The 26224-nt window shown below is 54.9% G+C and carries 29 protein-coding genes and 1 other RNA gene; 21 read left to right on the forward strand and 9 right to left on the reverse strand.

What is annotated here, in order from left to right:
• From tatB to FFI61_RS06700, 3 genes are read left to right on the forward strand one after another with little or no spacing between them, the layout of a single operon-like run.
• Positions 1–423 carry a Sec-independent protein translocase protein TatB gene (tatB, locus tag FFI61_RS06690; protein ID WP_200369713.1) on the forward strand — a complete coding sequence of 141 codons (423 nt, stop codon included), beginning with the start codon at positions 1–3 and terminating at the stop codon, positions 421–423.
• Positions 420–1181, forward strand: coding sequence for a twin-arginine translocase subunit TatC (gene tatC / locus FFI61_RS06695; protein ID WP_200202139.1), 762 nt, complete (start codon positions 420–422; stop codon positions 1179–1181). The genes tatB and tatC overlap by 4 nt, the downstream gene beginning before the upstream one ends.
• Positions 1181–1900 (forward strand): 16S rRNA (uracil(1498)-N(3))-methyltransferase, encoded by a 720-nt coding sequence (locus FFI61_RS06700; RefSeq protein WP_200369714.1) that lies wholly within the window; start codon positions 1181–1183, stop codon positions 1898–1900. The genes tatC and FFI61_RS06700 overlap by 1 nt, the downstream gene beginning before the upstream one ends.
• Here the strand turns inward: FFI61_RS06700 and FFI61_RS06705 are convergent.
• Genes FFI61_RS06705 through FFI61_RS06725 form a run of 5 tightly spaced genes read right to left on the reverse strand, consistent with a single transcriptional unit; the run spans position 1880 to position 7271 of the window.
• Complete coding sequence (locus FFI61_RS06705; RefSeq protein WP_200369715.1) at positions 1880–2806, reverse strand: DUF808 domain-containing protein; 927 nt, start codon at positions 2804–2806, stop codon at positions 1880–1882. The two genes, FFI61_RS06700 and FFI61_RS06705, sit on opposite strands and share 21 nt — an antisense overlap.
• A gap of 29 nt (positions 2807–2835) precedes the next feature.
• Entirely contained in the window at positions 2836–4059 is a 1224-nt protein-coding gene (locus tag FFI61_RS06710) for a UbiH/UbiF/VisC/COQ6 family ubiquinone biosynthesis hydroxylase (RefSeq protein ID WP_200369716.1), read from the reverse strand.
• Positions 4056–5321, reverse strand: a complete 1266-nt coding sequence (gene ubiH, locus FFI61_RS06715) for a 2-octaprenyl-6-methoxyphenyl hydroxylase (RefSeq protein ID WP_200369717.1) — start codon at positions 5319–5321, stop codon at positions 4056–4058. Before ubiH ends, FFI61_RS06710 begins: the two co-directional genes overlap by 4 nt.
• Positions 5322–5325: 4 nt before the next feature.
• Positions 5326–6645 carry a Xaa-Pro aminopeptidase gene (gene pepP, locus FFI61_RS06720; protein ID WP_200369718.1) on the reverse strand — a complete coding sequence of 440 codons (1320 nt, stop codon included), beginning with the start codon at positions 6643–6645 and terminating at the stop codon, positions 5326–5328.
• 26 nt (positions 6646–6671) lie between these two features.
• The gene (locus FFI61_RS06725) at positions 6672–7271 is read right to left on the reverse strand and encodes a UPF0149 family protein (protein WP_200369719.1); all 600 of its coding nucleotides are present in this window, start codon (positions 7269–7271) and stop codon (positions 6672–6674) included.
• A gap of 138 nt (positions 7272–7409) precedes the next feature.
• On the opposite strand from FFI61_RS06725, the gene FFI61_RS06730 reads away from it, so the two are divergent.
• On the forward strand, positions 7410–7952 hold the full coding sequence (locus FFI61_RS06730; protein ID WP_200202146.1) for a ZrgA family zinc uptake protein: 543 nt from the start codon (positions 7410–7412) through the stop codon (positions 7950–7952).
• A 2-nt stretch (positions 7953–7954) separates the two neighbouring features.
• On the opposite strand, the gene FFI61_RS06735 is transcribed toward FFI61_RS06730, so the two are convergent.
• Positions 7955–8473: a DUF3299 domain-containing protein gene (locus FFI61_RS06735; protein ID WP_200369720.1), complete on the reverse strand. Its 519-nt coding sequence runs from the start codon at positions 8471–8473 to the stop codon at positions 7955–7957.
• Positions 8474–8559: 86 nt separating this feature from the next.
• On the opposite strand from FFI61_RS06735, the gene FFI61_RS06740 reads away from it, so the two are divergent.
• The 6 genes from FFI61_RS06740 (at position 8560) to FFI61_RS06765 (ending at position 12052) form a co-directional block, all read left to right on the forward strand.
• Entirely contained in the window at positions 8560–9276 is a 717-nt protein-coding gene (locus tag FFI61_RS06740; RefSeq protein WP_200369721.1) for an ABC transporter ATP-binding protein, read from the forward strand.
• Positions 9273–10547, forward strand: coding sequence for an ABC transporter permease (locus tag FFI61_RS06745; RefSeq protein WP_200369722.1), 1275 nt, complete (start codon positions 9273–9275; stop codon positions 10545–10547). Before FFI61_RS06740 ends, FFI61_RS06745 begins: the two co-directional genes overlap by 4 nt.
• Before the next feature lie 124 nt (positions 10548–10671).
• Positions 10672–10878 (forward strand): TIGR02449 family protein, encoded by a 207-nt coding sequence (locus FFI61_RS06750; RefSeq protein ID WP_200202150.1) that lies wholly within the window; start codon positions 10672–10674, stop codon positions 10876–10878.
• Complete coding sequence (locus tag FFI61_RS06755) at positions 10878–11174, forward strand: cell division protein ZapA (RefSeq protein ID WP_200202151.1); 297 nt, start codon at positions 10878–10880, stop codon at positions 11172–11174. Before FFI61_RS06750 ends, FFI61_RS06755 begins: the two co-directional genes overlap by 1 nt.
• A gap of 61 nt (positions 11175–11235) precedes the next feature.
• Positions 11236–11415, forward strand: a non-coding RNA gene (gene ssrS / locus FFI61_RS06760) — 6S RNA.
• A gap of 4 nt (positions 11416–11419) precedes the next feature.
• Complete coding sequence (locus FFI61_RS06765; protein ID WP_200369723.1) at positions 11420–12052, forward strand: 5-formyltetrahydrofolate cyclo-ligase; 633 nt, start codon at positions 11420–11422, stop codon at positions 12050–12052.
• Positions 12053–12071: 19 nt separating this feature from the next.
• Here FFI61_RS06765 and FFI61_RS06770 read toward each other — a convergent pair whose 3' ends face one another.
• Together FFI61_RS06770 and ilvA are read right to left on the reverse strand one after the other, a co-directional pair.
• Positions 12072–12245, reverse strand: a complete 174-nt coding sequence (locus FFI61_RS06770; protein WP_200202153.1) for a hypothetical protein — start codon at positions 12243–12245, stop codon at positions 12072–12074.
• Positions 12246–12447: 202 nt separating this feature from the next.
• Positions 12448–13983, reverse strand: coding sequence for a threonine ammonia-lyase, biosynthetic (ilvA, locus tag FFI61_RS06775; RefSeq protein ID WP_200369724.1), 1536 nt, complete (start codon positions 13981–13983; stop codon positions 12448–12450).
• 142 nt (positions 13984–14125) lie between these two features.
• On the opposite strand from ilvA, the gene rpiA reads away from it, so the two are divergent.
• The 3 genes from rpiA to ppa all read left to right on the forward strand — a co-directional run bounded on the left by rpiA (position 14126) and on the right by ppa (position 16877).
• Positions 14126–14806: a ribose-5-phosphate isomerase RpiA gene (gene rpiA, locus FFI61_RS06780; RefSeq protein WP_200202155.1), complete on the forward strand. Its 681-nt coding sequence runs from the start codon at positions 14126–14128 to the stop codon at positions 14804–14806.
• Between the two features lie 137 nt (positions 14807–14943).
• Positions 14944–16083 (forward strand): acyl-CoA dehydrogenase family protein, encoded by a 1140-nt coding sequence (locus FFI61_RS06785; RefSeq protein WP_200202156.1) that lies wholly within the window; start codon positions 14944–14946, stop codon positions 16081–16083.
• Positions 16084–16349: 266 nt separating this feature from the next.
• On the forward strand, positions 16350–16877 hold the full coding sequence (gene ppa / locus FFI61_RS06790; RefSeq protein ID WP_200202157.1) for an inorganic diphosphatase: 528 nt from the start codon (positions 16350–16352) through the stop codon (positions 16875–16877).
• A gap of 69 nt (positions 16878–16946) precedes the next feature.
• On the opposite strand, the gene FFI61_RS06795 is transcribed toward ppa, so the two are convergent.
• Complete coding sequence (locus FFI61_RS06795; protein ID WP_200202158.1) at positions 16947–17999, reverse strand: DUF2333 family protein; 1053 nt, start codon at positions 17997–17999, stop codon at positions 16947–16949.
• Between the two features lie 223 nt (positions 18000–18222).
• Between FFI61_RS06795 and FFI61_RS06800 the strand changes: the two genes are divergently transcribed.
• The 8 genes from FFI61_RS06800 (at position 18223) to fis (ending at position 26203) form a co-directional block, all read left to right on the forward strand.
• The gene (locus FFI61_RS06800) at positions 18223–19836 is read left to right on the forward strand and encodes a diguanylate cyclase (protein ID WP_200369725.1); all 1614 of its coding nucleotides are present in this window, start codon (positions 18223–18225) and stop codon (positions 19834–19836) included.
• Positions 19837–20102: 266 nt separating this feature from the next.
• Entirely contained in the window at positions 20103–20543 is a 441-nt protein-coding gene (gene aroQ / locus FFI61_RS06805; protein WP_200202160.1) for a type II 3-dehydroquinate dehydratase, read from the forward strand.
• A 27-nt stretch (positions 20544–20570) separates the two neighbouring features.
• Positions 20571–21032 (forward strand): acetyl-CoA carboxylase biotin carboxyl carrier protein, encoded by a 462-nt coding sequence (gene accB / locus FFI61_RS06810; protein ID WP_200202161.1) that lies wholly within the window; start codon positions 20571–20573, stop codon positions 21030–21032.
• Between the two features lie 17 nt (positions 21033–21049).
• Positions 21050–22396, forward strand: a complete 1347-nt coding sequence (gene accC, locus FFI61_RS06815; RefSeq protein WP_200202162.1) for an acetyl-CoA carboxylase biotin carboxylase subunit — start codon at positions 21050–21052, stop codon at positions 22394–22396.
• Between the two features lie 28 nt (positions 22397–22424).
• The gene (gene prmA / locus FFI61_RS06820) at positions 22425–23321 is read left to right on the forward strand and encodes a 50S ribosomal protein L11 methyltransferase (RefSeq protein ID WP_200202163.1); all 897 of its coding nucleotides are present in this window, start codon (positions 22425–22427) and stop codon (positions 23319–23321) included.
• A 73-nt stretch (positions 23322–23394) separates the two neighbouring features.
• Positions 23395–24666 (forward strand): DUF3426 domain-containing protein, encoded by a 1272-nt coding sequence (locus FFI61_RS06825; RefSeq protein ID WP_200369726.1) that lies wholly within the window; start codon positions 23395–23397, stop codon positions 24664–24666.
• A 227-nt stretch (positions 24667–24893) separates the two neighbouring features.
• Positions 24894–25889 carry a tRNA dihydrouridine synthase DusB gene (gene dusB, locus FFI61_RS06830; RefSeq protein ID WP_227714753.1) on the forward strand — a complete coding sequence of 332 codons (996 nt, stop codon included), beginning with the start codon at positions 24894–24896 and terminating at the stop codon, positions 25887–25889.
• Entirely contained in the window at positions 25886–26203 is a 318-nt protein-coding gene (gene fis / locus FFI61_RS06835; RefSeq protein WP_200369728.1) for a DNA-binding transcriptional regulator Fis, read from the forward strand. Before dusB ends, fis begins: the two co-directional genes overlap by 4 nt.
• The last annotated feature ends 21 nt before the right edge of the window (positions 26204–26224 follow it).

Raw genomic sequence — 26224 nt, forward strand, 5'->3', positions numbered from 1 at the left:
ATGTTTGATATCGGCTTTCTTGAGCTGCTGATTTGCGGCGTTATAGCTCTATTGGTGCTTGGCCCCGAACGGCTTCCCACGGCTGCGAGGGCGGCTGGGCGCTGGGTTGGTGGCGCGCGCCGCATGGTCACCCAGTTCACCTCGGAGCTGGATCGCCAACTGAAAGCCGAAGAGCTGAGGAAAGAGCTGAGCGAAGCCGGTGATGTGGGCCTGGATGACGTAAAAAAGACCGTGCGTGGTGCTCTGGATGAAGCCAAAAAATATGAGCATATGGTCTTGTCGGATAAACCTGCCGGCAAGTCAGCGAGCGCGCAACAGTCTGAGCCGGACCAGGATCAGAAAGGCGACTCCATAGCCCCCCCAAGTGAAGACAAGCCGGCCCAGCCAAACGCCGCACCAAACCCGTCGGATAAGCCTTCATGAATGCAAAAACAGATGGCGAACAGCCGGAAATGCCACTGGTTGCGCACCTGCTGGAACTTCGCGACCGATTACTGAAGATGGTTTTGGCGGTAGTAATTTGTTTTGCCGCCATTTATCCGTTTGCCAATGAACTGTACCTCTGGCTATCCGAGCCTATCCGGTCACTGCTGCCGGTAGGTCAGACCATGATCGCAACGGATATTACCTCACCGTTTTTCGCGCCCCTGAAACTGGCCCTGTTTTTGTCGGTATTCGCCGCCATCCCTGTGATTCTCTACCAGCTTTGGAGCTTCGTTGCACCGGGCCTCTACGCCCATGAAAAGCGTTTGGCGTTTCCACTGCTGTTTACCTCGGTGATCCTGTTCTACCTTGGTGCCGCGTTTGCGTATTACGTGGTATTCCCGCTGGTGTTCGGCTTTTTTACGGCGATAGGCCCGGAAGGCATTGTTGAGCTGCCAGACATCAGCAGTTACCTGAATTTCGTACTGAAAATGTTCTTTGCATTCGGGATTGCCTTCGAAATCCCCATCGCGACGATTTTGCTGATTCTCAGTGGCGTAACGACTCCGTCAGACCTTGCAGCAAAACGTCCTTACGTTGTGGTGGGCTGCTTTGTAATCGGCATGATGCTGACCCCCCCGGATATCATTTCCCAGACACTTCTCGCTGTGCCCATGTGGATATTGTTCGAGCTGGGCATTTTGTTTGGCAGACTGGCAGTACGCGAAGTAGCAGAGACGGACGAGCCTTCCTCTTAATGAATCTCGCCTTACTGTTCGATGAGGATTTTGTTGCGCCTAACCGTGCTGTGCTGCGGGGGCGCAGGCTTGAGCACATGCGATCTGTGCTGGGCGCCACCCAGGGGGACCAGTTGCCGGTTGGCCGTGTAAACGGTCTTATGGGGTGGGGTGAAGTTGTAACGCTCACCGCTTCGGAAGCTGAGCTGCTTGTTACTCTGGACCAACCACCACCCTCACCACTCCCCTTTACACTCATTCTGGCCATGCCGCGGCCTAAAATGTTCCGCCGGGTTCTGCAAACCAGCGCCACTCTTGGGGTTAAGGATATCTGGCTGATCAACAGCTACAAGGTGGAAAAAAGCTTCTGGCAAACGCCCTGGCTGTCAGATGACAACTTGCGGGAAAACCTTACTCTTGGCCTGGAGCAGGCAAAAGATACGGCTATGCCGAAGGTGCATATACGCAAGCTGTTCAAACCTTTCGTGGAAGATGAGCTACCCGCCCTGTTACAAGGCAAGGTGGCCCTGGTTGCGCACCCCGGTACGGCCACCCCCTGCCCTACCCACCTCAACAAGCCAACCGCGCTATGTATTGGGCCTGAGGGCGGTTTTACGCCCTACGAAGTAGGTAAGCTTGAAGAGGCAGGCTGCCAAAGCGTTCACCTTGGGCCTCGCATTCTTCGGGTGGAAACAGCCGTTCCCGTTCTCGTAAGCCGTTTATTCGACGCTTGCCTCTGATCTGGATGCCAAGATCCTGATCAGTGGTGTAAGTACTGCCACAAGCAAAGCCCCCGCCAGCAAGCCAACCAGCCCATTAGCAACCGTGCTGAACAGCACAGCGGGAACACCGCCAAATCCTGCGGCGAAGTCTTCGATAGCGTTATAAAGGGGCGCTACCCCGTGAACAAGAATGCCGCCACCCACCAAAAACATGGCAATGGTGCCGACAATAGACAGGGTTTTCATCAAGTAAGGCGCAAACCACAGTATGCCGTGGCCTATCTTCTGAGCCACCGCGCTCTTTTGTTGGGTAAGGTAAAGCCCGCCGTCATCCAGCTTTACTATGCCGGCTACCAAGCCGTAAACACCGACTGTGATCAGCACTGCGACCACCGCCAGCACAGCAAACTGTATGCCGATAGTTTCTGCGGTTACGACCCCGAGAGTGATGGCAATTATTTCTGCCGACAAGATGAAATCGGTGCGTATAGCGCCTTTGATCTTTCGTCTTTCTACAACTCTCAAGTCCACATCAGGCTGTTTTAATGCCTTGAGAAGCTCGTCCTTCCGTTGCGTCTCTTCTTCCGAATGGAAGAACTTGTGAATGATTTTTTCCGCACCTTCAAAACATAAAAACGCACCACCAAGCATCAACAGGGGCGTAACCAGCCAAGGCACAAAAAAGCTGATGGCCACTGCGGCTGGCACCAATATGGCCTTGTTTGCGAATGACCCCTTGGCTACAGACCAGACAACAGGCAGTTCCCGCGCCGCTCTTACTCCAGTTACCTGTTGAGCGTTCAGTGCCAGATCATCCCCCAACACCCCGGCAGTTTTTTTGGCCGCCGCTTTGGTCATCATGGAGATGTCGTCGAGGATAGTGGCAATATCATCGAATAGCGCGAGAAGACTGGTTCCTGCCATAAGCGCAGATCCTTCAGTGTGATAGTAGGTTAAACATCAAGGCCCATGGCCTCGGCGGCAATTCTGTTCTTAATGGGGCCCAGGCCGTCCAGCCAACGCATCCCGGTGTTTCTCAGCCATCTGAGTGGCAATTCATCGCGGCCAAACAGTTGTTTGAAGCCTTCCATAGCAACCATCATGGCGAGATTTTCGCCTTTTCGGCGGCGTTGATAGCGCGCAAGAACCAGTTCATTAGCTGGGCTCAAGCCACTGCGTTTAGCCTTGGCCAGCCCCTCCAGCAAAACCCGGACATCGCCGTATCCGAGGTTGGCACCCTGGCCTGCAAGCGGGTGAATGGTGTGGGCCGCATCGCCCACCAACGCAAAACCGGGCGCAATATAGTCTTTCGCATGCCGCTGTCGCAGAGGAAAGGCAAAGCGTTTGGACACCGCCTCCAGGGCACCCAGCTCTCTTTCAATTGCCCGCTCCAGTTCCGCAGTGAAGGCTGCATCATCCAGAGCCATAAGGCGGCGGGCTTCTTCGGTATCCTGCGACCAAACAATAGAACAGAAGTGCTCGTCATTGTTTTCCGTGGCCAACGGCAAGAACGCCAAGGGCCCGGTTTGCGAAAATCTCTGCCAGGCTGTGTATCCATGGCTTTGAGCTGTGCGCACGGTACATACAATGGCCTGCTGGTCGTAATCCCATTCGCGGGTTGGCAAGCCTACCCACTGGCGCAGCCGGGAGTTTGCGCCATCGGCCGCAATAACCAGACGAGCCCCGAGTTTGCGTCCATCGGCAAGCTCAATGCTGCGCTGGTCGCCCTCCTGGGAGCAGCCGGTAACCTGCACACCATCAATCAGCTCAACACCACTGGTTTCCACAAGCTCGAACAGTGCCCGAACCAGGCTGCGGTTTTCAACGATCGTGCCCAGAGCGCGGGCCTGTAATTCAGCAGCATCAAAGTGAATACGCCCAGTGCCATCACCGTCCCACACAGTCATGCCCTGGTAGGGGCAATGGCGGCCCGCTACAACGCCCTGCCAGGCGCCTAATGAATCGAGCAACTGCTGGCTGGCCATGGAGATAGCGCTGACGCGAGGCTCAAAATCTGCCACGCTCTTCACCGTCACCGGGGCCTGCAACAATGCAGCGCGCTCACCGGCCTCTACCAATCCCACCTGCCAGCCCTGCTGCGACAAACCAAGAGCCAGAGCTGTGCCGGTCATGCCGCCGCCAACCACAAGAATATCGAACACCTTGGTATCACTCATTGCTTATCGCTCGTTGCTGGCCCATTGATAACAGCACGGCGCCCGGCTGTGCCCATCGCTTTTCGCGCAAACAAGCGCTTTGCACCGGGGAGCAAATCCAGCCCTACCAGCCCGGCATCCCGCGCTGCCGCAATAGGTGCCAATGAATGACCAAAGATGCGGATCAGTGAATCCGAGAACTGCACGGTTTGCTGCCAATCCGGCTTATGTAACTCGTGATAGCAGCGCAAAATCTGGAAGTCGCCCGGCGACCGGCCTTGTTCAACGGCCAACCGGAACTGCTCCACCAGAGTCATCAAACCCCGCAGCGCCAGGTTGAAGCCCTGCCCCGCCACCGGGTGCAATGCATGGGCAGCATTACCCACAAGCGCAACACCCGGCCTTACCGGCTCGTCTACTGTGGTCAGCGTTAGTGGGTAGTGGTTGCATTCACCTATGCGGGTGAATCGGCCCAAGCGCCACCCAAAGCGCTCCTGAAGCCGCTGGCATTTGTCGCTCTCCGACATGCCCAGAACCTCTTCAAGCTCCCTATCATTCAGCGTCCACACCAATGCAGATTGATGGCCGGCGCGAGAAGGTGAGCCATGGGGCAACAATGCCATAGGGCCGGCATCGGTAAAACGCTCGAAAGCAGTGAATTCGTGGCTGTCGCTGGTGGAAACGTTTGCGATCAGGGCATTCTGATCATAGCCGTGGTGATTTGTCTGGAAGCCGAGTTTTTCTCTCAGCCCGGAACGACCACCATCTGCAACAATCAGGCATTTGGCCTTCAGGGTGCTGGTCTCACTGCCGATTTTTACCGCAACGCTCACACCCTGTTCGGAAGACGCCATATCCGTCACTTCGGCGGGCGCCAGCCACTGGATATTGGTTGCAAGCAACTCCCGCATCAGGCATAGCCCCATCCAGCGGTTATCGACAACATAGCCCAGGGCTTGCTGCTGGAACTCGCTGGCATTCAGGCGGGTCGCGCCAAACCGGCCCCTGTCAGACACATGAATATGCTGGATGGGCGTCGCATGTTCTGATATCCGCTGCCATAGCCCAAGCTCTTCAAAAATCAGCCGGGAACCCCAGGCCAGCGCAGTGGAGCGTGCGTCGTAGCTGGGCTGATAAGCATCCGGCAAGGCATCCGCAGACAGCGGAAAAGCCTCGACCACCGTTACCCTCAATGCAGGAGCAACTTTGGCAAGTGCCAAGGCCAGCGTTGCGCCCGCCAGCCCGCCACCTGCAATGATCACATCGGTATCAGAGTGTTTCACAGGCTCATCCCGCCATCAGGGCTTCAATCTCTTCAATGGTTTTGGGTACGCCATTCGTAAGCACCCGACAACCATCCTTGGTAACCACCACGTCATCTTCGATACGAATGCCGATACCACGCCACTTTTCATCCACATCGGTATTGCTCGGCGAGATATACAGGCCAGGCTCAACCGTCAGCGCCATACCCGGCTCGAGCAACCGCCACGCGTCGCCAATTTTGTAGTCGCCCACATCGTGCACATCAAGGCCCAGCCAGTGACCGGTGCGGTGCATGAAGAAAGGCTTGAAGGCTTCACTTGCAATGGCATCTTCAACGGTGCCCGACAGCAGGCCCAACCAGATCAGGCCACCGGTCAGCACGCTCAAAGCCGCTTCATGGGGATGGTTCCAGTGATTACCGGGGCGCACCGCATCAATGGCTGCATACTGGGCCGCCAGCACCACCTCGTAGAGCGCCCGCTGCTCCGGGCTGAACTTGCCGTTGACCGGGAAAGTGCGAGTAATATCCGAGGCATAACACTCCACCTCACAGCCCGCATCGATGAGCACCAGATCGCCGTCCTTCAAAGGCGCTGTGTTCTCAATGTAATGCAAAATGCAGCCATTGGCGCCGCTGCCGACGATAGACGGATAAGCTGTAGAGCGGGCACCATGGTCCATAAATGTATGAATCAGTTCGGCCTCAAGGTTGTATTCGTAGCCACCCTTTCGAGCGCGCTTCATGGCACGGCAATGGGCTTCAGAACTGATCTGACCTGCCTTGGCCATGGCCTTGATTTCGTTTGCGCTCTTGAAAAGCCGAAGATCGTGCAGAAGGTGCTCCAGCGCCACAAACTCACCAGGCGGGTGCGCACCGCTTTTGACCTTGCTGCGGATAACCTTCACCCAGTCCATCACCCGGGTATCGAATCCCTGATCTTTGCCAAGCGGGTAATACACCCGGCTGCGACCTTCAATCATGCCGGGCAGAATGTCGTCGATATCGGCAATGGGGAACGCATCGTCCAGCCCGTAAAGCTCGATCGCGCCCTCAGGCCCCACAAGAAACCCATCCCACAATTCTTTTTCGGGGTTTTTCTCTTTGCAGAACAGCACCGACTCGCCGTGTTCACGGCCGGGAATCAGCGCCAGTACGGCCTCGGGCTCACCAAAGCCGGTCAGGTACTGGAAATCGCTATCCTGTCGAAACGGGTGCAAAACGTCGCGGTTACGAGCGCGCTCCGGCGCAGCCGGAATAATGGCAATACTGTCTGGCGCCATGCGCTCCATCAGTTTGCGGCGGCGCTCGGCAAATTCCTTGACGGGTATAATGGACGACATAGGTTCTCCCGCAGTGTGTGACATGATCAATGCAGTGTTGATACTTGTGACGCCGGTCGTTCGGGCGGATTGAATTCGGTAAACACGGCCAGAGCACCAAGCCGGATGTATTCGGTTATCTCCACCAGCTGCTGCTCGCTTTCCTGGTCTGATTCCTGATCTTCAGATACCTGGCTTATGGCCACCATGTCTTCGATAAGTTCGCGAATTTCCTCCGGCGCTTCACCCAGAGACTCTCCGGCAGACAAGGCCATGCCCTCCAGAAAACCACGCACCCAGGCTACAAGAGCCTCAAGGCGCTGGTCGATAGCATAGTCATCGTCTGGCAGCAGCGGATGGAAGCTCATATCCGCCGACTTCAAAAACGCCAAGGTCTGTTCGTAGGCTTCATTCATGAACACAGACAGACCATCAGCCTCCGCAGCTGCGCTTTCAGGCAAACCCATGTGCTCGCAAACCATGGCAAGCCACTCATCTTCCTCGATGCGAGAACCGGCAGCCAGTCGCCCGCACAGGGCACCATGAAGCTCGGAGGGATGGCTGAACGCTTTGTGCGCGGTGAAAACGTTCGCCCAGCGCTCAAATTCAGCGGCGTAGGCCGCGCCAACAGTGTCGGTTTCTGACATGGACCTTAACAATCCTGTGTTGAGAAGTTAGGCAACTATCCTAGCATTCAGGCGCCTTCAAGGCACTGAATGGTTGATTTTCGAGGAGCAAGAGAAGATCATGTTATAACATAACACTCATCACTAATGGACACGGGCATGCTCTCAAAAAACCATCGCGCATTCTCAATCGCTTTTGCACTGGCCAGCACCCCACTTATGGCCGCCGACAACCCGGGCTCACACCAACATGGCCAAGCTGAAATGCAACTCGCATTCGCGGATAACCAGGTTGAAGTACTACTCACATCCCCGGCTGGCAATATGCTGGGGTTCGAGCACCACCCTCGCACGCCAGAGCAGCACCAGATTGAAGAGCTCGTTACCCATTGGCTAGGCGAAAATCCGCTGATTAACACTCCGGAATCAACCTGTCAGATACATGCCACCACGGTTCAGCACGAAGTTGCAGGCAGTCACGATCATGGGGGGCACAGCCACGGGGACGAGAGCCAGCACGCCGATATCACCGTCACCCAGATTCTGAACTGCACCGGGCTGGATCATTCTGTTTCCCTGACTACACCACTTACCGCCCGTTTTCCGGCTCTGGAGCATCTCGATATTGCCTGGGCCGGGCCGGATGGACAGGGTGCAGCTCGCCTGGGGCAAGGTGAAAGCTCTTTCAAACTGGGGCGCTGAAGCTACTCCTCATAGAGCTCAACCGTTTCCGCCACCATTGAGTAGGATGACGTGCCAACATCGGTTTCTGTTCGATCTATCACCAACGTGCCTTCAATCCAGACAGGATCGTACAGGGCCTCGAGCTTGAACCCCTGCTTGTATTTAATATGGATAATCTGATTGGGCGGCGGGGGTGGCACGTGGATACAGGCACCGTAATAGGGCACCAGAAAGAATTCCAGAATGCGCATATCGTTGGTGGTTTTGAGGGGTACCACAAAACCCGGGATGCGGCCTTTAACACTGGCCATCTCGGGGACAACCCTGCCGGTCATGATTTCATCTGGCAGCAAGGCAGGGCCGTCGCCCTCATGCTCCAGTTCAGGCATATTTTCCAGCAGGGCCAGATCTTCTGCCGGCATCAGCTCCAGCCAGTCGATCTCCCGGAGTTCTGAGTAGGCCGGCATGGAAACGCTCAGCAAGAGAATAAACAACGCCGAAAGCCGAACCCGGGCAGAGGAACATGAAGTGGGGATCATTAGCAAAGCTCTCCGGAAAACCAACAGCCATTTCAGTGCACATGAATAGTAGCCAGACATAATACACGGGGCAGATAGCGATCAACATGAACAACCAGTCAGAAACCAACGCGCACCTTCGAGAACATGCGCCAGCGGCGATCGACGTCAAAAGCCTCAGCTTTAGCTGGGGCAGCCAACAGCCGACATTACTGTTCCCGGACCTCACACTACCTCAGGGCGAACACCTTTTTCTTCATGGCCCGAGTGGCACGGGGAAAAGTACGTTTCTGAGCCTTCTTGCCGGCATGCTCGCACCAGATGCGGGCTCCATCAAGCTACTGGGCACTGACATCCACCAACTGGGGGCCAGCAAACGTGACCGCTTCCGGGCGGACCACATGGGCGTTATATTCCAGCAGTTCAACCTGGTGCCCTACCTCACAGCCGAGGCCAATGTGACCCTGCCCTGCAGGCTGTCACATCGGCGCAAGGCTGCCACCGGCGAAGCGCCAGCTGCCGCCGCTCAGAGATTACTGGCGGCTCTGGCCATTCCACAGAGCCACTGGCAACGCAAGGTTACTCAGCTCAGCATTGGTCAGCAGCAGCGCATTGCCGCTGCACGGGCGCTGATCGGGGCGCCGGAGATTATTCTGGCAGATGAGCCCACATCCGCGCTGGACAGTGATAATCGCGACCGCTTCATTCAGCTATTGCTAACCATGGCTGAACAACGCAACACGTCCGTGCTGTTCGTCAGCCATGACCGCTCGCTGGCCCAGCACTTTCATCACCAGCTAGAACTCGGGCAGGTGGCGGCATGAAGATTCACCTCGCATTATCACTGGCAAGTGCCAGCCTGTGGCACCGGCGCAAAGTGCTGGCTCTGGTATGCCTCACCCTCACCTTGAGCGTCACCCTTCTGCTTGGAATCCAGTATTTGCGCACAGAAGTGAAGCAGTCCTTTACCAGCACCATCAGCGATACCGATTTGATTATCGGCGCCCGCAGCGGCCAACTTAACCTGCTGATGTACACGGTGTTCCATATCGGCGACGCCACCAACAACATCCGCTGGAGCACATTTCAGGATCTTGAACAGGACACGCGCATTGACTGGCTGATTCCCATTTCCCTGGGCGACAGTTACAAGGGTTTTCGGGTTGTAGGCACAGACAAAGGTTTTGCCGAGCATTTCCGGTTTGGCCGGGGCCAGCCTCTGAACCTGGCTGGGGGGCAGTGGTTTGACGGAATTTTCGATGTGGTACTGGGTGCCGGCGTTGCCAGAACCCTGAATCATGGCCTCGGAGATAAAATCATACTGTCCCATGGCGGCGGGCGCACAAGCTTCTCGAATCACAAAGACACGCCTTTCACCGTGACCGGCATTCTTGAAGCCACGGGCACACCTGTTGATCAAGCGGTATATATCAGCCTGCAAGGCATGGAGGCTATACACGTTGGCTGGGAATCGGGCGTCGCCATTCCTGGTCGCACACTCACCCCGGAGAAGGCACAAAACCGCGACTTCACACCCAAAACCATTACCGCTGTTTTTGCCGGGCTGGATCGCAAGATCCTCACGTTCCGCGTGCAGCGTGATCTGAACCAATACGCGGGCGAGCCACTCTCGGCCATTCTGCCCGGCGTGGCCTTGAGTGAATTGTGGCGACTGATGAGCCAGTTTGAGCAGGCACTGCTTGGCATCACCGGATTTGTGGTGGTGACGAGCCTGATAGGACTGATTGCGGTACTGCTCACACTGCAAACCCAGCGCGCCCACGAAATCGCAATTTTGCGTGCTACAGGTGCCTCTCCCGGCCTGATTGCAAGCCTCTACCTTATCGAGTGCCTGGCACTTGCCCTTGTAGCCTGTGTAATTTCGCTGGCATTGGGTGCTTTGGCGATTTCAATGTTTGGCCCCTGGCTGCTGACAAATTATGGAATTCAGCTTCAATTACGCCCATTAACCTTCGAAGAATGGTCTCTACTGATATCCGTGCCGCTGGCCGCCCTGTTAGTAGCACTTATTCCCGCCTTCAGCGCTTGGCGGCAAAGCCGTTCTCAGGGCTTTGGAAGCCCCGGTGGGACGTGACAGAATCGTGCTCAGAAGCGTCAAAGAACGGAAGGCTTCAACTTATGACACGCGTGTAAATTGACCGCTATGGCGCGCGCACTTATAGTTAGTCGCAATAACTTCAACCTATGCTGGGCACGTCATGGAACAGTCCGAAGTACAAGCATTAGCGGACAAGCTGGACAAGCTGATCGAACACTGCCAAAAACTGGAGCAGAGCAACGCTGCCCTGAGGCAGTTGCAGGATGACTGGAACCGGGAACGGGCCCAGCTTATGCAAAAAAATGATCTTGCCAAAAACAAGATCGAAGCCATGATCGGTCGCCTTCGGGCACTGGAGCACCATTGATGTCCAAGCAACCCACCACCGTTGAGGTAAAAATTCTCGACAAGGAATACCTGGTCGCCTGCCCTCCCGAAGCACAGGAGGCACTTGTTCGGGCCGCGAGGCATCTGGACAGCAAAATGCGGGAAATACGCACCAGCGGCAAGGTATTCGGAACCGAGCGCATTGCCGTGATGGCAGCACTGAATATGACCCATGATTTGCTAGAGCGGGACACCATGTCAGAAGCCACCAGCACGCTCCTGAAAGCCATGGACAGCAAGCTGGAAAACGCCCTCGGAGAGCAGTCAAACCACTGATTTATGGTAGATTCCCCGATAGGTGTTGCAATCGCACCCGGATCTGGCCCTATAATGGAATCACTTCCTGGGCTGTTCGCTGGTCGGACTCGTCCTCGAGCCGATGCGCTTTACCCAGGTGGCCACTACAGGGCATTGTGAGCATGTCCCCGCAGGGGGAAAGCCTAATATGTCACAGCGGCCGCCGACCTTGAACTTTGGGTTCAAGGGCCACGTCCGATAACGGCAGCTCGGGAAGCTTTATTTTGAGCCAGACGACCGACTCACACCCTTCCGAATTAGATTTAACTCCCTCGTCTCGCAACGCACTACGGAAGCATTTGCGCCAACTCAGGCGTGCACTGTCGGCAAGGGAGCAGGAACAGGCCTCGGCTTCTCTCGCTTTGAACCTGCTGAAAAATCCGGACCTGCACAGAGCCAGACACATTGCCGTCTACCTGCCCAACGATGGCGAGATTGACCCGCACCCGTACATGGCCATGGCCCGCAGCAAAGGCGTTCACTTTTACCTGCCCGTACTGCACCCGATCCATCCTGGCAGACTGGTTTTCAGCCCCTACTACGATGGTATCGTACTGACAGCCAACCGCTTTGGCATCCTCGAGCCAGCATTCAGCAAAGGACTCAGGCGACCAGCATGGGCACTAGACGCTGTGATGTTTCCATTAGTAGGGTTTGATGCCCATGGCGGGCGACTGGGGATGGGAGGCGGTTTTTACGATCGCACGTTCGCGTTCACCCGCCTGCGCCCGAGGCTGGCACCAAAACTCATCGGCCTGGCTCACCACTGTCAGCAGGTAAACAAACTACCCATCGAACCTTGGGATGTGCCACTGCATAGCGTTGTCACGGACGAGCAGGTGTATCGAGTAAAGTAAGGCGGAGAGCGTTACAGGGTCAACGGAATTCTGATCGGGTAGTCGCCATATAGGTGGAAACTGGCGCAGCAGAACTTTCCGTTACGGTCGCGGGTCTGTCTTCCGATGCCTGCAGCGAAGTAAACCCTGTAATTACAAGGCCGACAGCGAAGATCAGCACAATGGCCCGGATAATATCAGGCTTGCCACCCATGACACTTATTCCTGTTCCAAATAAAGTTAAATCTGCGAGAAATCAGCTGACTATTCTTGTTTCCAAGAATTTGTCGAAAGATTAACACGCATACTGGATTTTACAATTTTTGACAGGTTAAAGTTCAGTAAGAAAAAAACAGGGATAGGGATAGTAAATAGCCAGCCCGGAAGCCATCGCCCGGGCTGGCCGATTGACAGTATCAGGATGCCTTGCCGTTGCCTGCACCTAAAAACATCTGGTAAGCCTCGTTATCTGTCATATTTTCATAACGGAAGCCTACCTTGCCCAGCATGGTTTCAAAGTCCTTTACTTCATCATCCTCCACTTGCGCGCCCAGCAGTACTCGGCTGTATGCGGCACCGTGATTGCGGTAGTGGAACATCGAAATATTCCAGCGCGTTCCCAGCGACATCAGAAGTTTCAGCAGCGCCCCAGGGCGTTCCGGGAACTCAAACTGAAATACCTTCTCATTGGTAATGGTGGGCGCGTGGCCACCGACCATGTGGCGAATGTGCTGTTTGGCCATATCGCTGTCGGTGAGATCGAGAACGGAATAGCCGTTTTCACGAAGATCCTGCACCAACTCGTCTCTGCCCAAACCGCCAGCCTGAACCTGAACACCTACAAAAATCGTTGCCTTGCTTGCATCGGCATAGCGATAGTTAAACTCGGTAATGCTGCGCTTATGCAAAGCGTTGATAAAGGTCTTGAAAGCACCCGGTTTCTCCGGAATGGTCACCGCCAGAATAGCTTCACGCTTCTCACCAATCTCCGTGCGCTCTGAAACATAGCGCAGGCGGTCAAAATTCATATTGGCACCGCTCAGAGTGGCGATCAGGTTTTCATTCTCGATCTTTTCCCGTTCGATGTATTTCTTGATACCGGCAACGCCCAATGCACCTGCAGGCTCCGCGATCGAGCGTGTATCTTCAAAGATGTCCTTGATGGCGGCGCAGATCTCATCAGTGGAAACGGTAATCACCTCATCCACGTTATCCTTGCAGATCTCCCAGGGGTGCTTGCCAATCTGCTTTACCGCCACGCCGTCAGCAAAGATGCCCACTTCGTCCAAAACCACACGCTTGCCAGCCTTCATAGCGGCCTGCAGGCAATTGGAGTCTTCCGGCTCTACGCCAATCACCTTGATTTCAGGGCGCAGGTATTTGATATAGGCCGCCATGCCAGCTATCAGGCCACCCCCACCTACACAGATAAACACCGCATGGATAGGCTTGCTGAACTGCCACAACATTTCCATGGCAACTGTACCCTGCCCGGCAATGACATCGGGATCGTCATAGGGAGGAATGTAGGTGTAACCATGCTTCTCAACCAGCTCCTCGGCATGGGTAGCAGCTTCATCAAAGGCATCGCCCTTCAATACTACCCGCGCACCATGATCCCGGACTGAACGTACTTTGATCTCAGGTGTGGTCTGGGGCATCACGATAACGGCCTTGATACCCAGCTCTTTGGCAGCAAGCGCTACACCCTGCGCATGATTGCCTGCGGAAGCACAGATAACCCCTTTGGATTTTTGCTCTTCCGACAGCTGAACAAGCCGGTTGTACGCGCCGCGAATCTTGAAAGAAAACACCGGCTGAAGGTCTTCCCGCTTGAGCATAATATTGTTGCCAAAGCGCTTGGACAGACTACGGGCTTCAGTGAGGGGTGTTTCAATGGCCACGTCATAGACGCGCGCATCGAGAATCTTCTTGATGTAGCGTTGCGGCATGTTGGTTCCGGTTGCTGATTGGATGAATGGTCGGAGAAAACCCACAGTGTAGGAAGTTTGCACCACAGTCGTCTATAAGCAGGCGGCTCTTAAGCGCTATAATGACCCCGAACTCATTCGATTTGCCCCCCCGGAGCGCCTAATGACTCAGGACGAACTAAAGAAAGCCGTTGCCAAAGCGGCTGTGGATTACATTGCACCGCGCCTGGAGCGTGACAGTATTATTGGCGTAGGCACAGGAAGCACCGCCAACTTCTTTATCGACATGCTCGCAGATCTGAAAAACGAATTCGACGGCGCTGTCGCCAGCTCAGAAGCAACGGCAGAGCGCCTGAAAAGCCACGGCATACCTGTGTATGACCTGAACGGTGCCGGCGAACTGGAGTTTTATATTGACGGCGCCGACGAGACCAACGAACGCCTTGAGCTAATCAAAGGCGGTGGTGGCGCACTCACCCGCGAAAAGATCGTGGCGGAGGTCGCCAAGACCTTCATCTGCATTGCCGATGAATCCAAAAAGGTCGGCGTACTGGGCGAATTCCCGCTACCTGTAGAGGTAGTTCCCATGGCACGGAGCCATGTTGGCCGCGAAATCGTCAAACTGGGTGGCGACCCCGTTTACCGGGACGGCTTCACCACTGACAACGGCAACATTATCCTGGATATTTATAACATGGATATTTCCCGCCCGATTCAGGTTGAAGAACGGCTGAACAATATAGTGGGCGTTGTCACTAACGGTTTATTTGCCCGTCGCCCAGCAGATCTGTTGCTGCTGGGCACCAGCACCGGCGTTCAGAGCATTCCTCGCAAAGACACCTGATCCCCGCCACCCCACGAAAAACTGGCGCTACATGCCAGTTTTTTTATGCCTGCCAGACTCCAAACCAAGCGCTTGCTTGGTGCTAAAAATTGAGCGACACTAAGGCCTGCCAAATACAAATATAGAGGTGTTCCACCGTGTCCAGTTACTTCAATGAAACCCATGAACAGGCACGCATGAGCGCGCGCAAATTCATCTCTACGCATGTACTTCCTCATATCGATGAATGGGAAGAAGCCGGCGAGTTTCCCCGCGAGATCTACAAAAAAGCCGGGGATGCTGGCCTGCTGGGCATTGGTTTCCCGGAGGCCTTGGGCGGTGTTGGTGAAGGGGACATCTTCCTGAAAGTAGCGGTTTCCGAAGAGCTTATGCGCTCCACATCTGGCGGCTTTGTTGCCAGCATTGGCTCTCTCGACATTGGTTTGCCACCGGTTGCCAAGTGGGCTAAAAAAGAAATCCGGGAACAGATTGTCCCCTCGATTCTAAGTGGCGATAAAATTTCTGCGCTGGCGATCACTGAACCGGGCGGCGGCTCCGACGTAGCCAATCTGAAAACCCGCGCGGTAAAAGATGGCGATCACTACATAGTGAACGGCAGCAAAACCTTCATCACCAGCGGCACACGGGCCGACCACTTCACCGTAGCCGTAAGAACCGGGGGCGAAGGCCATGCTGGCATCAGCTTGCTACTGATCGACCGCGACATGCCCGGCTTCTCCAATGGCAACAAGCTTAAAAAGATGGGCTGGTGGGCCAGTGATACCGCTGAGCTGTTCTTTGAAGACTGCCGAGTACCTGCAGACCGCCTGATCGGCGCAGAGAACGCGGGTTTTATAGCCATCATGAGCAACTTCCTGGCGGAGCGCCTCAGCTTATCCGTCATGGCCTACATGACCGCACAGCTGGCGTACGAAGCGGCCATGGAGTACGTAAAACAGCGCCAGGCATTCGGCCGCCCGGTTTCCGGTTTCCAGGTAACTCGCCACAAACTGGTCGACATGGCCACCCAGATCGACGTGGCTCGTGAATACACCTACCGCTGCGCAGCATTGATGCAGGCTGGCAAAAACCCGATCAAACAGGTGGCCATGGCAAAGAATTTCTCAGTGGATATCTGCGAAAAAGTCACCAGGGAAGCGGTGCAGCTTTTTGGCGGCATGGGCTTTATGCGGGAATCTGTAGTGGATAGGCTATATCGGGATACCAAGATTTTGTCGATTGGCGGCGGAACCACCGAAATCATGAAGGAGCTAATTGCCAAACAGATCCGGCTGTAGGCTTCGATCACGTCGAAATCAGGTTTGCTCAAATGCTCGGGCTGCCCTCTGCCGGTACTGCCCAAAAACGTGGAGCGCCAAGGATGGCGCGACCGAGCCCTACAGGGAAGTATTTACGGGCGTTTTTTGGGCACTACCGGCAGAGGGCAGCGTGCACTAAAGCCCCCCAACCAAGGTTTAGTTTCGAATGCCTGCAGAGTCCCGTATAATTGCGCTCACTTTTCAAGCACAGTTAAACGAACCTAACGTATCAGGAAGGAACTCTCATGCAATTCAGCAATATCCCTGCGGGCAAAAACCCACCAGAAGACATCTACGTAGCCATCGAAATCCCGGCTAACAGCTCCCCGGTCAAGTACGAACTCGACAAAGACATGGGCGCTCTGCTGGTAGACCGTTTTATGGCAACGCCTATGTTCTACCCAGCCAACTACGGTTTTATCCCTCACACCTTGGGTGAAGACGGCGATCCGCTGGACGTTCTGGTTGTTACCCCTTACGCGCTTCAGGCGGGCTCAGTGATCCGCTGCCGCCCGGTAGGCGTGCTGAATATGGACGACGAAGCCGGTGGCGATGCCAAGCTGGTAGCCGTACCCCACAGCAAGCTGACCAACTCGTACCAGGACATTCACGAAATCGACGACCTGCCTGTTCTGCTGCGCGACCAGATCCGCCACTTTTTTGAAAATTACAAAACACTTGAGCCAGGCAAGTGGGTCAAGGTAAAAGGCTGGGACAACGCTGCTGCAGCCAAACAAGCCATTGTTGATTCGATCAAAGCTTACCAAGGCTGATCTGATCTGCAGAAAGCAAAAAACCGGGCAAAAGCCCGGTTTTTTTATGCCTGAACAAACGCCTCTGGCTTAGCCTCGTGACAGCAGATCCCGCATATCACTAATTGCCGCATTAGCGCGGGAAAGGTAAGCCGCCATCGTCAGCGAGTGGTTCGCCAGAACCCCAAACCCACTGCCGTTGAGGATAACCGGGCTCCACATTTCGCCCTGGGCACCCTCTAACTCAATGATTACCTGCTTCACGCTGGAAATAGCATTCTTGTCCTGGAGAACCTTGCGGAAATCCACTTCAATCGCGCGGAAAATATGCAACAACGCCCACGAACTGCCCCGAGCCTCATAAAACACATCGTCAATCTTGGTCCAGTCGGTTTTGATATCGCCGCCACCGGTTTCTTCGTTCAGCGGATTGTCTGCATCCACATTGGCTACCGCTTCTGACACCGATGCCTTACCAACGCTCTCACCAAGTGTGCGCGAAAGGCTGCCCAGCCGGGTTTCCAGATCACCAAGCCAGTTGCTCAGGTTGTCGGCTCTGGCAAAGAACTGGGCGTTTGCCTGCTCCGGGCTGGACAGCCGATTAAGATAACGCTTCAGCGCGGCAATACCACGACGATACTCCGCCTCTGTGGAGGGTATAGCCCAGCTCTCGCTGTCAAAGTGAAACTGGGGCTCCGCTATGATCAAATCCGGGTCTTCCGCAGATTGGCTCTGAGAGCGGCTTATGTCCTTACGCATGGCCCGAGACAGGTCGCGAAGCTGCACCAGCACGCCGTACTCCCAGTTGGGCTGGTTATCCAGCCAAAGCCCCGGGGGAAATATATCGTTGGACAGGTAGCCACCTGGCTTATCGAGAAGCGTTTCGGCTATACGGATCATGGTTACCGTTGTAGCAAAGCCGGTTATGGGTTCCCGCTGCATTTCATTGGCCACTGCCCGCGTATGCTCACGCACAGAGAAGGCCTCGGGCTCACTGCTCCAATAGATCCCCAGTACAACCGTTACCAGCAAATATACCAGCAAGACAACAGCTACAAATTTGCCGATCACGCCGTTGTTGCCGGCAAAATCCTGAGCGTCTTCTTTCTTGTCTCTGAAATACTGTCTGATTTTGCCTGGCATATTACGTTAAGCCCCTTGTCTGTTAATTGACTGCATTACGGTCTGTATGGATCCTAACCCATGGCGCTTTCTATATACACACCTCAGAATTCACAAACAATTACATGGTGCAACCTACGCCCACAACTCTAAACACTATAGACTCCAAAAACAGACTAAAGTTGGAAAAAACGTCCACGCCCTGAAGGACGGCCCATAATGAAAAGAGGCAGCCCCGAGAATAATGAGCGACGCAAGCCAGAAAGAAAAACTCAGGCAGCATTTTGCACGCCGCGTGACCACTCAGGCCCGGGTTGTACTGGACACCTGGCAGAAGATTAATGCCAACAGCGGATCATTTCCCGCGCTTCGCGAGGAGTTCCAGGCCGCATCCGACAAACTGGTGCGCTATGCCCAAAGATTTGAGATGGCAGACCATGCGGAAGCAGGCAACCAGATTCTCAACGCTGTAACAAACTGGTCGGGCGAGACTGCACCAGACGACGCCACGGAGCTACAGCTCCAGGATGCCATTGACGCACTTGCACGAAGTACCCTGAGACGAACCGACCACAGTGACACAGAAGCACCTCACCAGTTCCGGCGCACCCCGGTATACATAGCACTCACCAACTCCGAGATGGCTAACAGGTTAATTCGTCAGCTTGAGTTTTTCGGCTTTCGTGCTGCGGCGTTCAATTCGGCTAAAGAACTGACCGAAGCCTGCGCCCTGCATAAGCCCGAAACCATCCTTATGGATGTAAATTTCGGAGGTGCCCCGAACGCCGGCATAGCCACCATCGAGCAACTGCAAGAGCGGCACGACACGCCTGTTCCAGTTATTTTCATGAGCGACGAAGACGGCACCATTGAAACCCGTCTGCGCGCCTCCCGCTGCGGCGGCGAAGAGTTCTTCTACCCTGCGGTTGATCCGGGCCAGCTTATCGAGAAGATTGAAACCTACACCCACGGCAATACTGTGGAGCCTTACCGGGTACTTGTTCTGGACGATTCCAGGGCACAGGCCAAATTCATGGAAACGGTTCTCAAAAAAGCGGGCATGACTGCCCACATAATTACCGATCCCATGGAAATCATTCACGCACTGGACACATTCTCACCAGAGATCATCATCCTCGACATGTACATGCCTGGCTGCACCGGCATGGAGATTGCGCGCGTTATCCGGCAGCAAGACCGGTTTCACAGCGTGCCGATTATCTACCTTTCTGGCGAAGAAGATGTCACCAAACAGTTGCACGCCATGAGCCTTGGCGGCGACGACTTCCTGACCAAGCCCGTAGACCCCAAACATCTGATTGCCACACTCCATAACCGCGGCCGTCGCGCACGTTCTCTCCTGGCGCTGATGATCCGCGACAGTCTCACCGGGCTCTACAACCACACTCACACCCTGTATTTGCTGGATCAGGAAATCGCACGCGCAAGGCAAAAAGGCCAGTCACTGTGCTTTGCGATGATCGATATTGATTACTTCAAGAAGGTGAATGACACCTACGGCCACCCCATTGGCGACCGTGTTATTCGCAGCCTCTCCATGTTTTTCAAACAGCGCCTGCGCAAAACCGATCATATTGGCCGTTTTGGTGGCGAAGAATTCGCCATCATTCTTCCCAATACCCGGCCAAGCGATGCGCGCAACGTTTTGAATGAAATCCGGGAGCGTTTTGCCGAACTTCAGCAGCCTGCCGGTGACCGGGAGTTTAATGTTACCTTCAGCTGTGGCGTGGCTGCATGGAATAATGACCCCGCCCATACTCTATGCGAACGTGCCGACCGCGCGCTCTATGTTTCCAAGGAACGCGGGCGTAATTGCGTCACCCTGGCCGACAGCTGATCAGCTCAGGCAACTGACCGGGCAGCCCACACAAGGCTGCCCGTATGAAACCATCGTCGTATAGAAGTCCCCTCCTCCGTTAACGACAATGATAAGTATCAGCAAAAAGAACATGCGGGCGCCTCCAGCCTCTGGGATGTGGCCGATCGCTAGCATGCAACATTGTCAAAAAGTGTTGATCTGAAGAATAAAAGCACACACCATGGGTGGAAAATGCCGTTATATTCGGCGATTCTGTTTATAAAGTGAAAAAGGCAGACGCAACCATGTCGACAATTCTCGTGCTCCATGGCCCCAACCTCAACATGCTCGGTATTCGCGAGCCAGAGGTTTATGGCCACGAGACACTGGCGGATATTGATGACCGGTTACGAGGGATAGCCGCAGAAAAGGGCCATCACCTGCTGCACCTGCAATCAAATGCCGAATACGAACTGATTGAACGGATCCACGAAGCCCGGGCAGAGGGCGTGGATTTCATCATTATCAATCCTGCCGCTTTCACTCATACCAGTGTTGCCTTACGGGACGCCATACTGGCCACAGGAATCCCGTTCATAGAAGTGCATCTTTCCAACGTGCATGCGCGGGAAGCCTTCCGCCATCATTCGTATTTTTCTGATATCGCCGTAGGCGTTATCTGCGGATTAGGCAGCCAGGGGTACGAACTCGCCCTTCAGGCCGCCATGCAACGAATTCACCGATAGACCTGATACAACGGGATTGGACTGACTATGGATATTCGCAAAATCAAGAAACTGATCGAACTCATCGAAGAGTCTGACGTCGAAGAGATTGAGATTCATGAAGGAGATGATTCTGTTCGCATCTCCCGACGTCGTGAACAGGCTTCCGGTACCCAGTACATTAGCCAATACGCTCCACCAGCACCGCAGTATGCGCCGGCACCAGAGACCCCGGGCCCGGTTCAGGAAGATAGTGCACCGCAACCCGTCCACAATGGACATGCGCTACGCTCCCCCATGGTTGGAACCTTCTACAGGGCGCCTTCTCCCACTGCCGACGCCTTTGCAGAGATTGGCCAGCAGGTAAAAGCGGGCGACATCGTCTGCATCGTAGAAGCCATGAAAATGATGAACCAGATCGAAGCCGACAAGAGCGGCACGATTACAGAAATTCTGGTTGAAAACGGTCAGCCCGTGGAGTTTGACCAGCCGCTGTTAATCATTTCCTGAACCGGTGATAGCTACTCATGGCCATGTTAGAAAAAGTTCTGATCGCAAACCGGGGTGAAATAGCCCTCCGGATTCTGCGTGCCTGCAAAGAACTCGGCATCAAGACCGTCGCGGTTCACTCACAGGTTGACCGCGACCTGATGCACGTTCGCCTTGCCGATGAATCTGTTTGCATCGGCCCCAACAGCCCTCTGGAAAGTTACCTCAACATTCCAGCCATTATCAGTGCTGCTGAAGTAACCGATTCCGTAGGCATACACCCTGGTTACGGCTTTCTCGCAGAAAACCCGGACTTTGCCGAGCAGGTCGAGAAAAGCGGTTTCCGCTTTATCGGCCCCAGAGCAGAAACCATCCGCCTGATGGGCAACAAGGTGTCTGCCATAAACGCAATGATTCGTGCTGGTGTTCCGACCGTGCCGGGCTCAGACGGCCCGCTGACCGACGACGACGAGCGCACTCTGCAAGTGGCACGCAAAATCGGATATCCGGTGATGATCAAGGCCGCTTCCGGCGGCGGTGGTCGCGGTATGCAGGTAGTTCACTCCGAGGCTGCCTTGCTCAAGGCCGTGCAGATAACACAGACCGAAGCTCAAAATGCCTTTGGCGACCCCACGGTTTATCTGGAAAAGTTCCTTGAAACGCCACGCCACGTTGAAGTTCAGATTCTGGCCGACATGCACGGCAACTGTATTCATCTGGGCGACCGTGACTGTTCCTTCCAGCGCCGTAACCAGAAAGTTATAGAAGAAGCGCCCGCGCCCAACATCAACCCGGAAGCCCGCGAGCGCACACTCAAAGCCTGTGTAGATGCATGCAAAGAGATTGGCTATGTCGGCGCCGGCACCTTTGAATTCCTGTATCAGGACGGTGAGTTCTTTTTCATCGAAATGAATACCCGGGTTCAGGTAGAACACCCGATCACCGAAATGGTCACGGGTGTCGACATTGTTCGTGAGCAGTTGCGCATTGCCAGCGGCCTGCCCCTGCAATACAAGCAGGAAGATATCCAGATCCGGGGCCATGCAATGGAGTGCCGCATCAACGCGGAAGATCCGAATACCTTCGTGCCAAGCCCCGGAAAGGTGAAATATTTTCACGCTCCTGGAGGTTACGGTGTGCGAGTAGATTCCCACCTGTATAGTGGCTATACCGTTCCACCGTTTTACGACTCCCTGATTGCCAAACTGATCACCTGGGGCGACGATAGACAGGTGGCCCGCCGGCGTATGAAGATCGCTCTGGACGAGCTGTTGATTGAGGGCATCAAGACCAATCAGCCTCTGCATCGGAAACTGGTACGCGATGGCGGCTTTAAAACGGTAGACTTCACCATCCACTACCTTGAGAAACTGATGCGGGACTAACCTCCTGCATCGCAATGCAGGAAGAGCTATGCCCTGGATACAACTTCAGATCCCAGCTGATCCCGAGACCGCGGATCAGCTTGAAGATCTGCTTATGGAGATGGGCGCTGATGCCGTCTCCATGGAAGACGCAGCCGATCAACCGCTCTACGAACCCGACCACGGCACCACACCCTTGTGGAGCCAGACCACCGTTACCGGGCTTTTTCAAGCCGACCGCGATATAGACCAGCTGTGCTCAGACATACGCAATGCCTGGCACCAGCAAACCCAACAATCACTCTCCGATATAGACGTTACCCTGGTAGAAGACAAAGACTGGGAGCGCGCCTGGATGGACGATTTTCATCCGCTGCAGTTCGGCGAGCGCTTGTGGATAGTGCCAAGCTGGCATGAAGCTCCGGATCCGGATGCCGCCAACCTGATGCTGGACCCAGGTTTGGCCTTTGGCACAGGCACGCACCCCACCACTGCCCTTTGCCTGGAGTGGCTGGATGGTGCGGATGTTACAGACAAGCAGGTAATCGACTATGGCTGCGGCTCGGGCATACTCGGCCTGGCAGCTCTGCTTCTTGGCGCCAATCACGTTACCGGCGTAGACACCGACCCCCAGGCACTCGAAGCCAGTCGTGAAAACGCCCGTCGCAACGGTGTGGACGAAGCCAGACTGGATCTGTACCTTCCTGAAAATGAGCCAGACGGCAAAGCCGATGTAATGCTGGCCAATATTCTTGCACAACCGCTGATTGGCCTTGCGCCTCATCTGGCCAAGCTGACAAACCCCGGGGGTGACCTGGTACTTTCGGGCATTCTTTCTTACCAGGCCCGCTCGGTAATGGCTGCTTACGAGCCCTGGTTTATTATGGATGAGCCAGCACAGCGCGAAGAGTGGGTACGCCTCACAGGACGGCGCAATGACAGATGACGGAGGCTGTCTTAAAGACTAAACTCCCAACTCGTATTTCAGTTCATAGCTCAGTCGCTTTCAGGAACAAAGCATGGCCCAGAGTAGTCTGCAAACCGAATGCCCAAAATGTCATACCCGCTTCCGGGTGACCGATGAGCAGCTTGGCCTTGCCAAGGGAAAGGTGCGCTGTGGTCATTGCATGGCTGTTTTCAACGCGATTGAGCACAAGATAGCAAGTGCCACAAGCGGCACCCAGAAAGCACCCTCGGTTACAGGCAGTAAAACGCCTCCGGAGCGTGAATCATCTGAAGAGTCCGCCAGCGGCTTCGTCAGCGACACCTCGGGAGATGACTTCATCTTCGCGGATAACCCCGAAGAAGATGCTCAAGAAGGGCGCTATGCCGGCACAAAACTGACGTTCTCGGATGACGAACTGAGTGACAGCTTCCGTAGCTTCGACGACCGAAATCCGTCATCGCTGGATGAAACCAGCGATGACGACCCCACTGGGGATGTTGATGAAAGCTGGGCCGAAGCGATCCTCCGGGAAGACGACGCTCCAGCCGATCCCGCAAAACCCGGCCCTGAGACTGCTACAGAAGCACCCTCAGAATCAAAGCCACAGCCTGAACCTTTGGCTAAAGAAGCTGAGCCAGAAAAAGACGACAGCCCTACAGAAAACCCCCAGGAACTCCAGCAAGAAGATCCTTCTGGCTTCTTCGTTGACGAGCAGGCCGATCCGGCGCTTGAGTCCTTCGCCAATGAGCATGAGCCAGATCCAGATCGCGGACACCAAGCTAAAAAGGAGCCCTTTGAAGCGGGCGCACCCTTTGGGGATCTCCGACACGAGCCGATTTCCATGGGCGGAGGCAACAAAAGCTGGCTCCGCACCCTGACCTGGTCTGTCATTGTGCTTGGCCTTATCGGGGTTCTGGTTGCGCAAGTCACCTGGTTCCAATTTGACCGATTGTCTGCAATACCCGAACTACGACCATTCTATGAAAAAGGCTGCGAACTGGCAGGTTGCGAGCTGAAGCCTTTGATCAATGTTGAGGCTATTCAGAGCCGCAAGTTAGTCGTTCGCACCGATCCGGAAAACCGAAACCAACTGGTGGTAGACGCAGTCATCATCAACCGGGCAGTGTTTCAGCAACCCTTCCCCGCCATTGCTCTGACCTTCTCCAACCTGAACGGAGACGTCGTTGCCCAAAGTATTTTCACTCCTTCGGACTACCTTGCCGGCGAAGCTGAAGAACTCGACATCATGCCCGTGGAAACCCCTGTGCGCATCGCCATCACCATTCGCGACCCAGGTCGCGACGCGGTCAACTACAATATAATTTTCCGCCCCTACACCCCCTGAGCGAACCTGCCGGAGATCACCCGGCAGGCACTCCACTCGCCACCCCGTAGAACAAAAGTCAACCAAAAAGAGCGAAAAATAATCAGTTTTTTCGCTCCCTTGCCCCTTCAATCAAAGTGCCCCCGGCGGTATCATTAGCGCCCTTCGGAACTGGCATCGGTTATTTATTAAACAACCGCACCACTCCGACTTTTGCATTCTCTGCTGTGATACGGGTTCAAACCATGTTGCCGACGGCAAAAATCGGGCCGTACACGCTGCCCAATCCGCTGATTGTTGCGCCCATGGCCGGTGTAACAGATCGACCATTCCGACTGCTTTGCCGAAAGATGGGCGCGGGGTTGGCGGTCTCGGAAATGGTAATAGCAGACAGCAAGCTCTGGCATACGCGCAAATCCCGAACCCGCATGGATCATGCAGGGGAGCCCGAACCAAGGTCTGTCCAGATCGCGGGTGGTGACCCGGAAATGCTGGCCAATGCGGCGCGGCTTAATGCCGAATCCGGTGCTCAGATAATCGACATCAACATGGGCTGCCCGGCTAAAAAAGTGTGCAATAAAGCTGCCGGCTCAGCCTTGATGAAAGATGAGCGCCTGGTCAGGGAAATTCTGGAAGCGGTGGTCAGCGCGGTAAACATACCCGTTACCCTGAAAATGCGTACCGGTTGGGACCAAAGCTACCGTAACGCACCAGCAATAGCGCGCATGGCAGAGGATATCGGCATTCAGGCTCTGGCCGTTCATGGCCGCACCCGCGCCGACAAGTACAACGGCGATGCAGAGTACGACACCATCGCTGAAGTTAAAGCCAGTGTTGGCATTCCGGTTTTCGCCAATGGCGACATCACATCACCGGAAAAGGCACGTGAAGTTCTGGCATATACCGGTGCCGATGGCCTGCTTATTGGCCGTGCGGCTCAAGGTAGTCCCTGGATTTTCAGAGAAATACTGCATTTCCTCGAAACCGGACAACACTTGCCAGCGCCCCCGCTGAATGAAGTGGAAAAGATATTAAGCGAACACCTGGTTGCCCTGCACAGCTTTTACGGCGAACTCATGGGCGTGCGTATTGCCAGAAAACACGTGGGCTGGTACCTGCAGTCCCACGACACGGACAAACAGTTCCGCAGTCGCTTCAACGCGTTCGACACCGCGCTGGAGCAGAAAGACAGTATCCAACAGTATTTTTCAGGCTTACGAAATGGAGAGGAATTCGCAGCATGACCGCTGAGACTTTGGTACAAAACACCTTGAACACCCCAGCCAACGATGATCTACACCAGTTGCAAACGGTGAATAGCAGCGGCAACACCGTTACCCTGCGCGATAACGTTGAAGTGGCTCTGAAGAACTACTTTGCCCAACTTGATGGAGCGCCCGTTACAGAGGTTTACCAGCTGGTACTCTCGGAAGTGGAAGCGCCGCTGCTGGAGCAGGTAATGAAGTACACCCGCAACAATCAGACCAAAGCATCCACCATGCTAGGCCTGAACCGCGGAACCCTGCGCAAGAAGCTCAAGCAGTACGGACTGCTATAATCGAGACGCCCTGACTTGAAG

This window comes from Marinobacter sp. DY40_1A1, assembly GCF_016597815.1.
GTDB classification, from domain to species: domain Bacteria; phylum Pseudomonadota; class Gammaproteobacteria; order Pseudomonadales; family Oleiphilaceae; genus Marinobacter; species Marinobacter xiaoshiensis.

What these genes read in the sequence shown, in the direction of transcription:
- tatB (WP_200369713.1), top strand. Translation starts at nt 1, where the DNA reads ATGTTTGATATCGGCTTTCTTGAGCTGCTGATTTGCGGCGTTATAGCT.
- tatC (WP_200202139.1), top strand. Translation starts at nt 420, where the DNA reads ATGAATGCAAAAACAGATGGCGAACAGCCGGAAATGCCACTGGTTGCG.
- FFI61_RS06700 (WP_200369714.1), top strand. Translation starts at nt 1,181, where the DNA reads ATGAATCTCGCCTTACTGTTCGATGAGGATTTTGTTGCGCCTAACCGT.
- FFI61_RS06705 (WP_200369715.1), bottom strand. Translation starts at nt 2,806, where the DNA reads ATGGCAGGAACCAGTCTTCTCGCGCTATTCGATGATATTGCCACTATC.
- FFI61_RS06710 (WP_200369716.1), bottom strand. Translation starts at nt 4,059, where the DNA reads ATGAGTGATACCAAGGTGTTCGATATTCTTGTGGTTGGCGGCGGCATG.
- pepP (WP_200369718.1), bottom strand. Translation starts at nt 6,645, where the DNA reads ATGTCGTCCATTATACCCGTCAAGGAATTTGCCGAGCGCCGCCGCAAA.
- FFI61_RS06725 (WP_200369719.1), bottom strand. Translation starts at nt 7,271, where the DNA reads ATGTCAGAAACCGACACTGTTGGCGCGGCCTACGCCGCTGAATTTGAG.
- FFI61_RS06730 (WP_200202146.1), top strand. Translation starts at nt 7,410, where the DNA reads ATGCTCTCAAAAAACCATCGCGCATTCTCAATCGCTTTTGCACTGGCC.
- FFI61_RS06735 (WP_200369720.1), bottom strand. Translation starts at nt 8,473, where the DNA reads ATGATCCCCACTTCATGTTCCTCTGCCCGGGTTCGGCTTTCGGCGTTG.
- FFI61_RS06740 (WP_200369721.1), top strand. Translation starts at nt 8,560, where the DNA reads ATGAACAACCAGTCAGAAACCAACGCGCACCTTCGAGAACATGCGCCA.
- FFI61_RS06745 (WP_200369722.1), top strand. Translation starts at nt 9,273, where the DNA reads ATGAAGATTCACCTCGCATTATCACTGGCAAGTGCCAGCCTGTGGCAC.
- FFI61_RS06750 (WP_200202150.1), top strand. Translation starts at nt 10,672, where the DNA reads ATGGAACAGTCCGAAGTACAAGCATTAGCGGACAAGCTGGACAAGCTG.
- FFI61_RS06755 (WP_200202151.1), top strand. Translation starts at nt 10,878, where the DNA reads ATGTCCAAGCAACCCACCACCGTTGAGGTAAAAATTCTCGACAAGGAA.
- FFI61_RS06770 (WP_200202153.1), bottom strand. Translation starts at nt 12,245, where the DNA reads ATGGGTGGCAAGCCTGATATTATCCGGGCCATTGTGCTGATCTTCGCT.
- ilvA (WP_200369724.1), bottom strand. Translation starts at nt 13,983, where the DNA reads ATGCCGCAACGCTACATCAAGAAGATTCTCGATGCGCGCGTCTATGAC.
- rpiA (WP_200202155.1), top strand. Translation starts at nt 14,126, where the DNA reads ATGACTCAGGACGAACTAAAGAAAGCCGTTGCCAAAGCGGCTGTGGAT.
- ppa (WP_200202157.1), top strand. Translation starts at nt 16,350, where the DNA reads ATGCAATTCAGCAATATCCCTGCGGGCAAAAACCCACCAGAAGACATC.
- FFI61_RS06795 (WP_200202158.1), bottom strand. Translation starts at nt 17,999, where the DNA reads ATGCCAGGCAAAATCAGACAGTATTTCAGAGACAAGAAAGAAGACGCT.
- FFI61_RS06800 (WP_200369725.1), top strand. Translation starts at nt 18,223, where the DNA reads ATGAGCGACGCAAGCCAGAAAGAAAAACTCAGGCAGCATTTTGCACGC.
- aroQ (WP_200202160.1), top strand. Translation starts at nt 20,103, where the DNA reads ATGTCGACAATTCTCGTGCTCCATGGCCCCAACCTCAACATGCTCGGT.
- accB (WP_200202161.1), top strand. Translation starts at nt 20,571, where the DNA reads ATGGATATTCGCAAAATCAAGAAACTGATCGAACTCATCGAAGAGTCT.
- accC (WP_200202162.1), top strand. Translation starts at nt 21,050, where the DNA reads ATGGCCATGTTAGAAAAAGTTCTGATCGCAAACCGGGGTGAAATAGCC.
- prmA (WP_200202163.1), top strand. Translation starts at nt 22,425, where the DNA reads ATGCCCTGGATACAACTTCAGATCCCAGCTGATCCCGAGACCGCGGAT.
- FFI61_RS06825 (WP_200369726.1), top strand. Translation starts at nt 23,395, where the DNA reads ATGGCCCAGAGTAGTCTGCAAACCGAATGCCCAAAATGTCATACCCGC.
- fis (WP_200369728.1), top strand. Translation starts at nt 25,886, where the DNA reads ATGACCGCTGAGACTTTGGTACAAAACACCTTGAACACCCCAGCCAAC.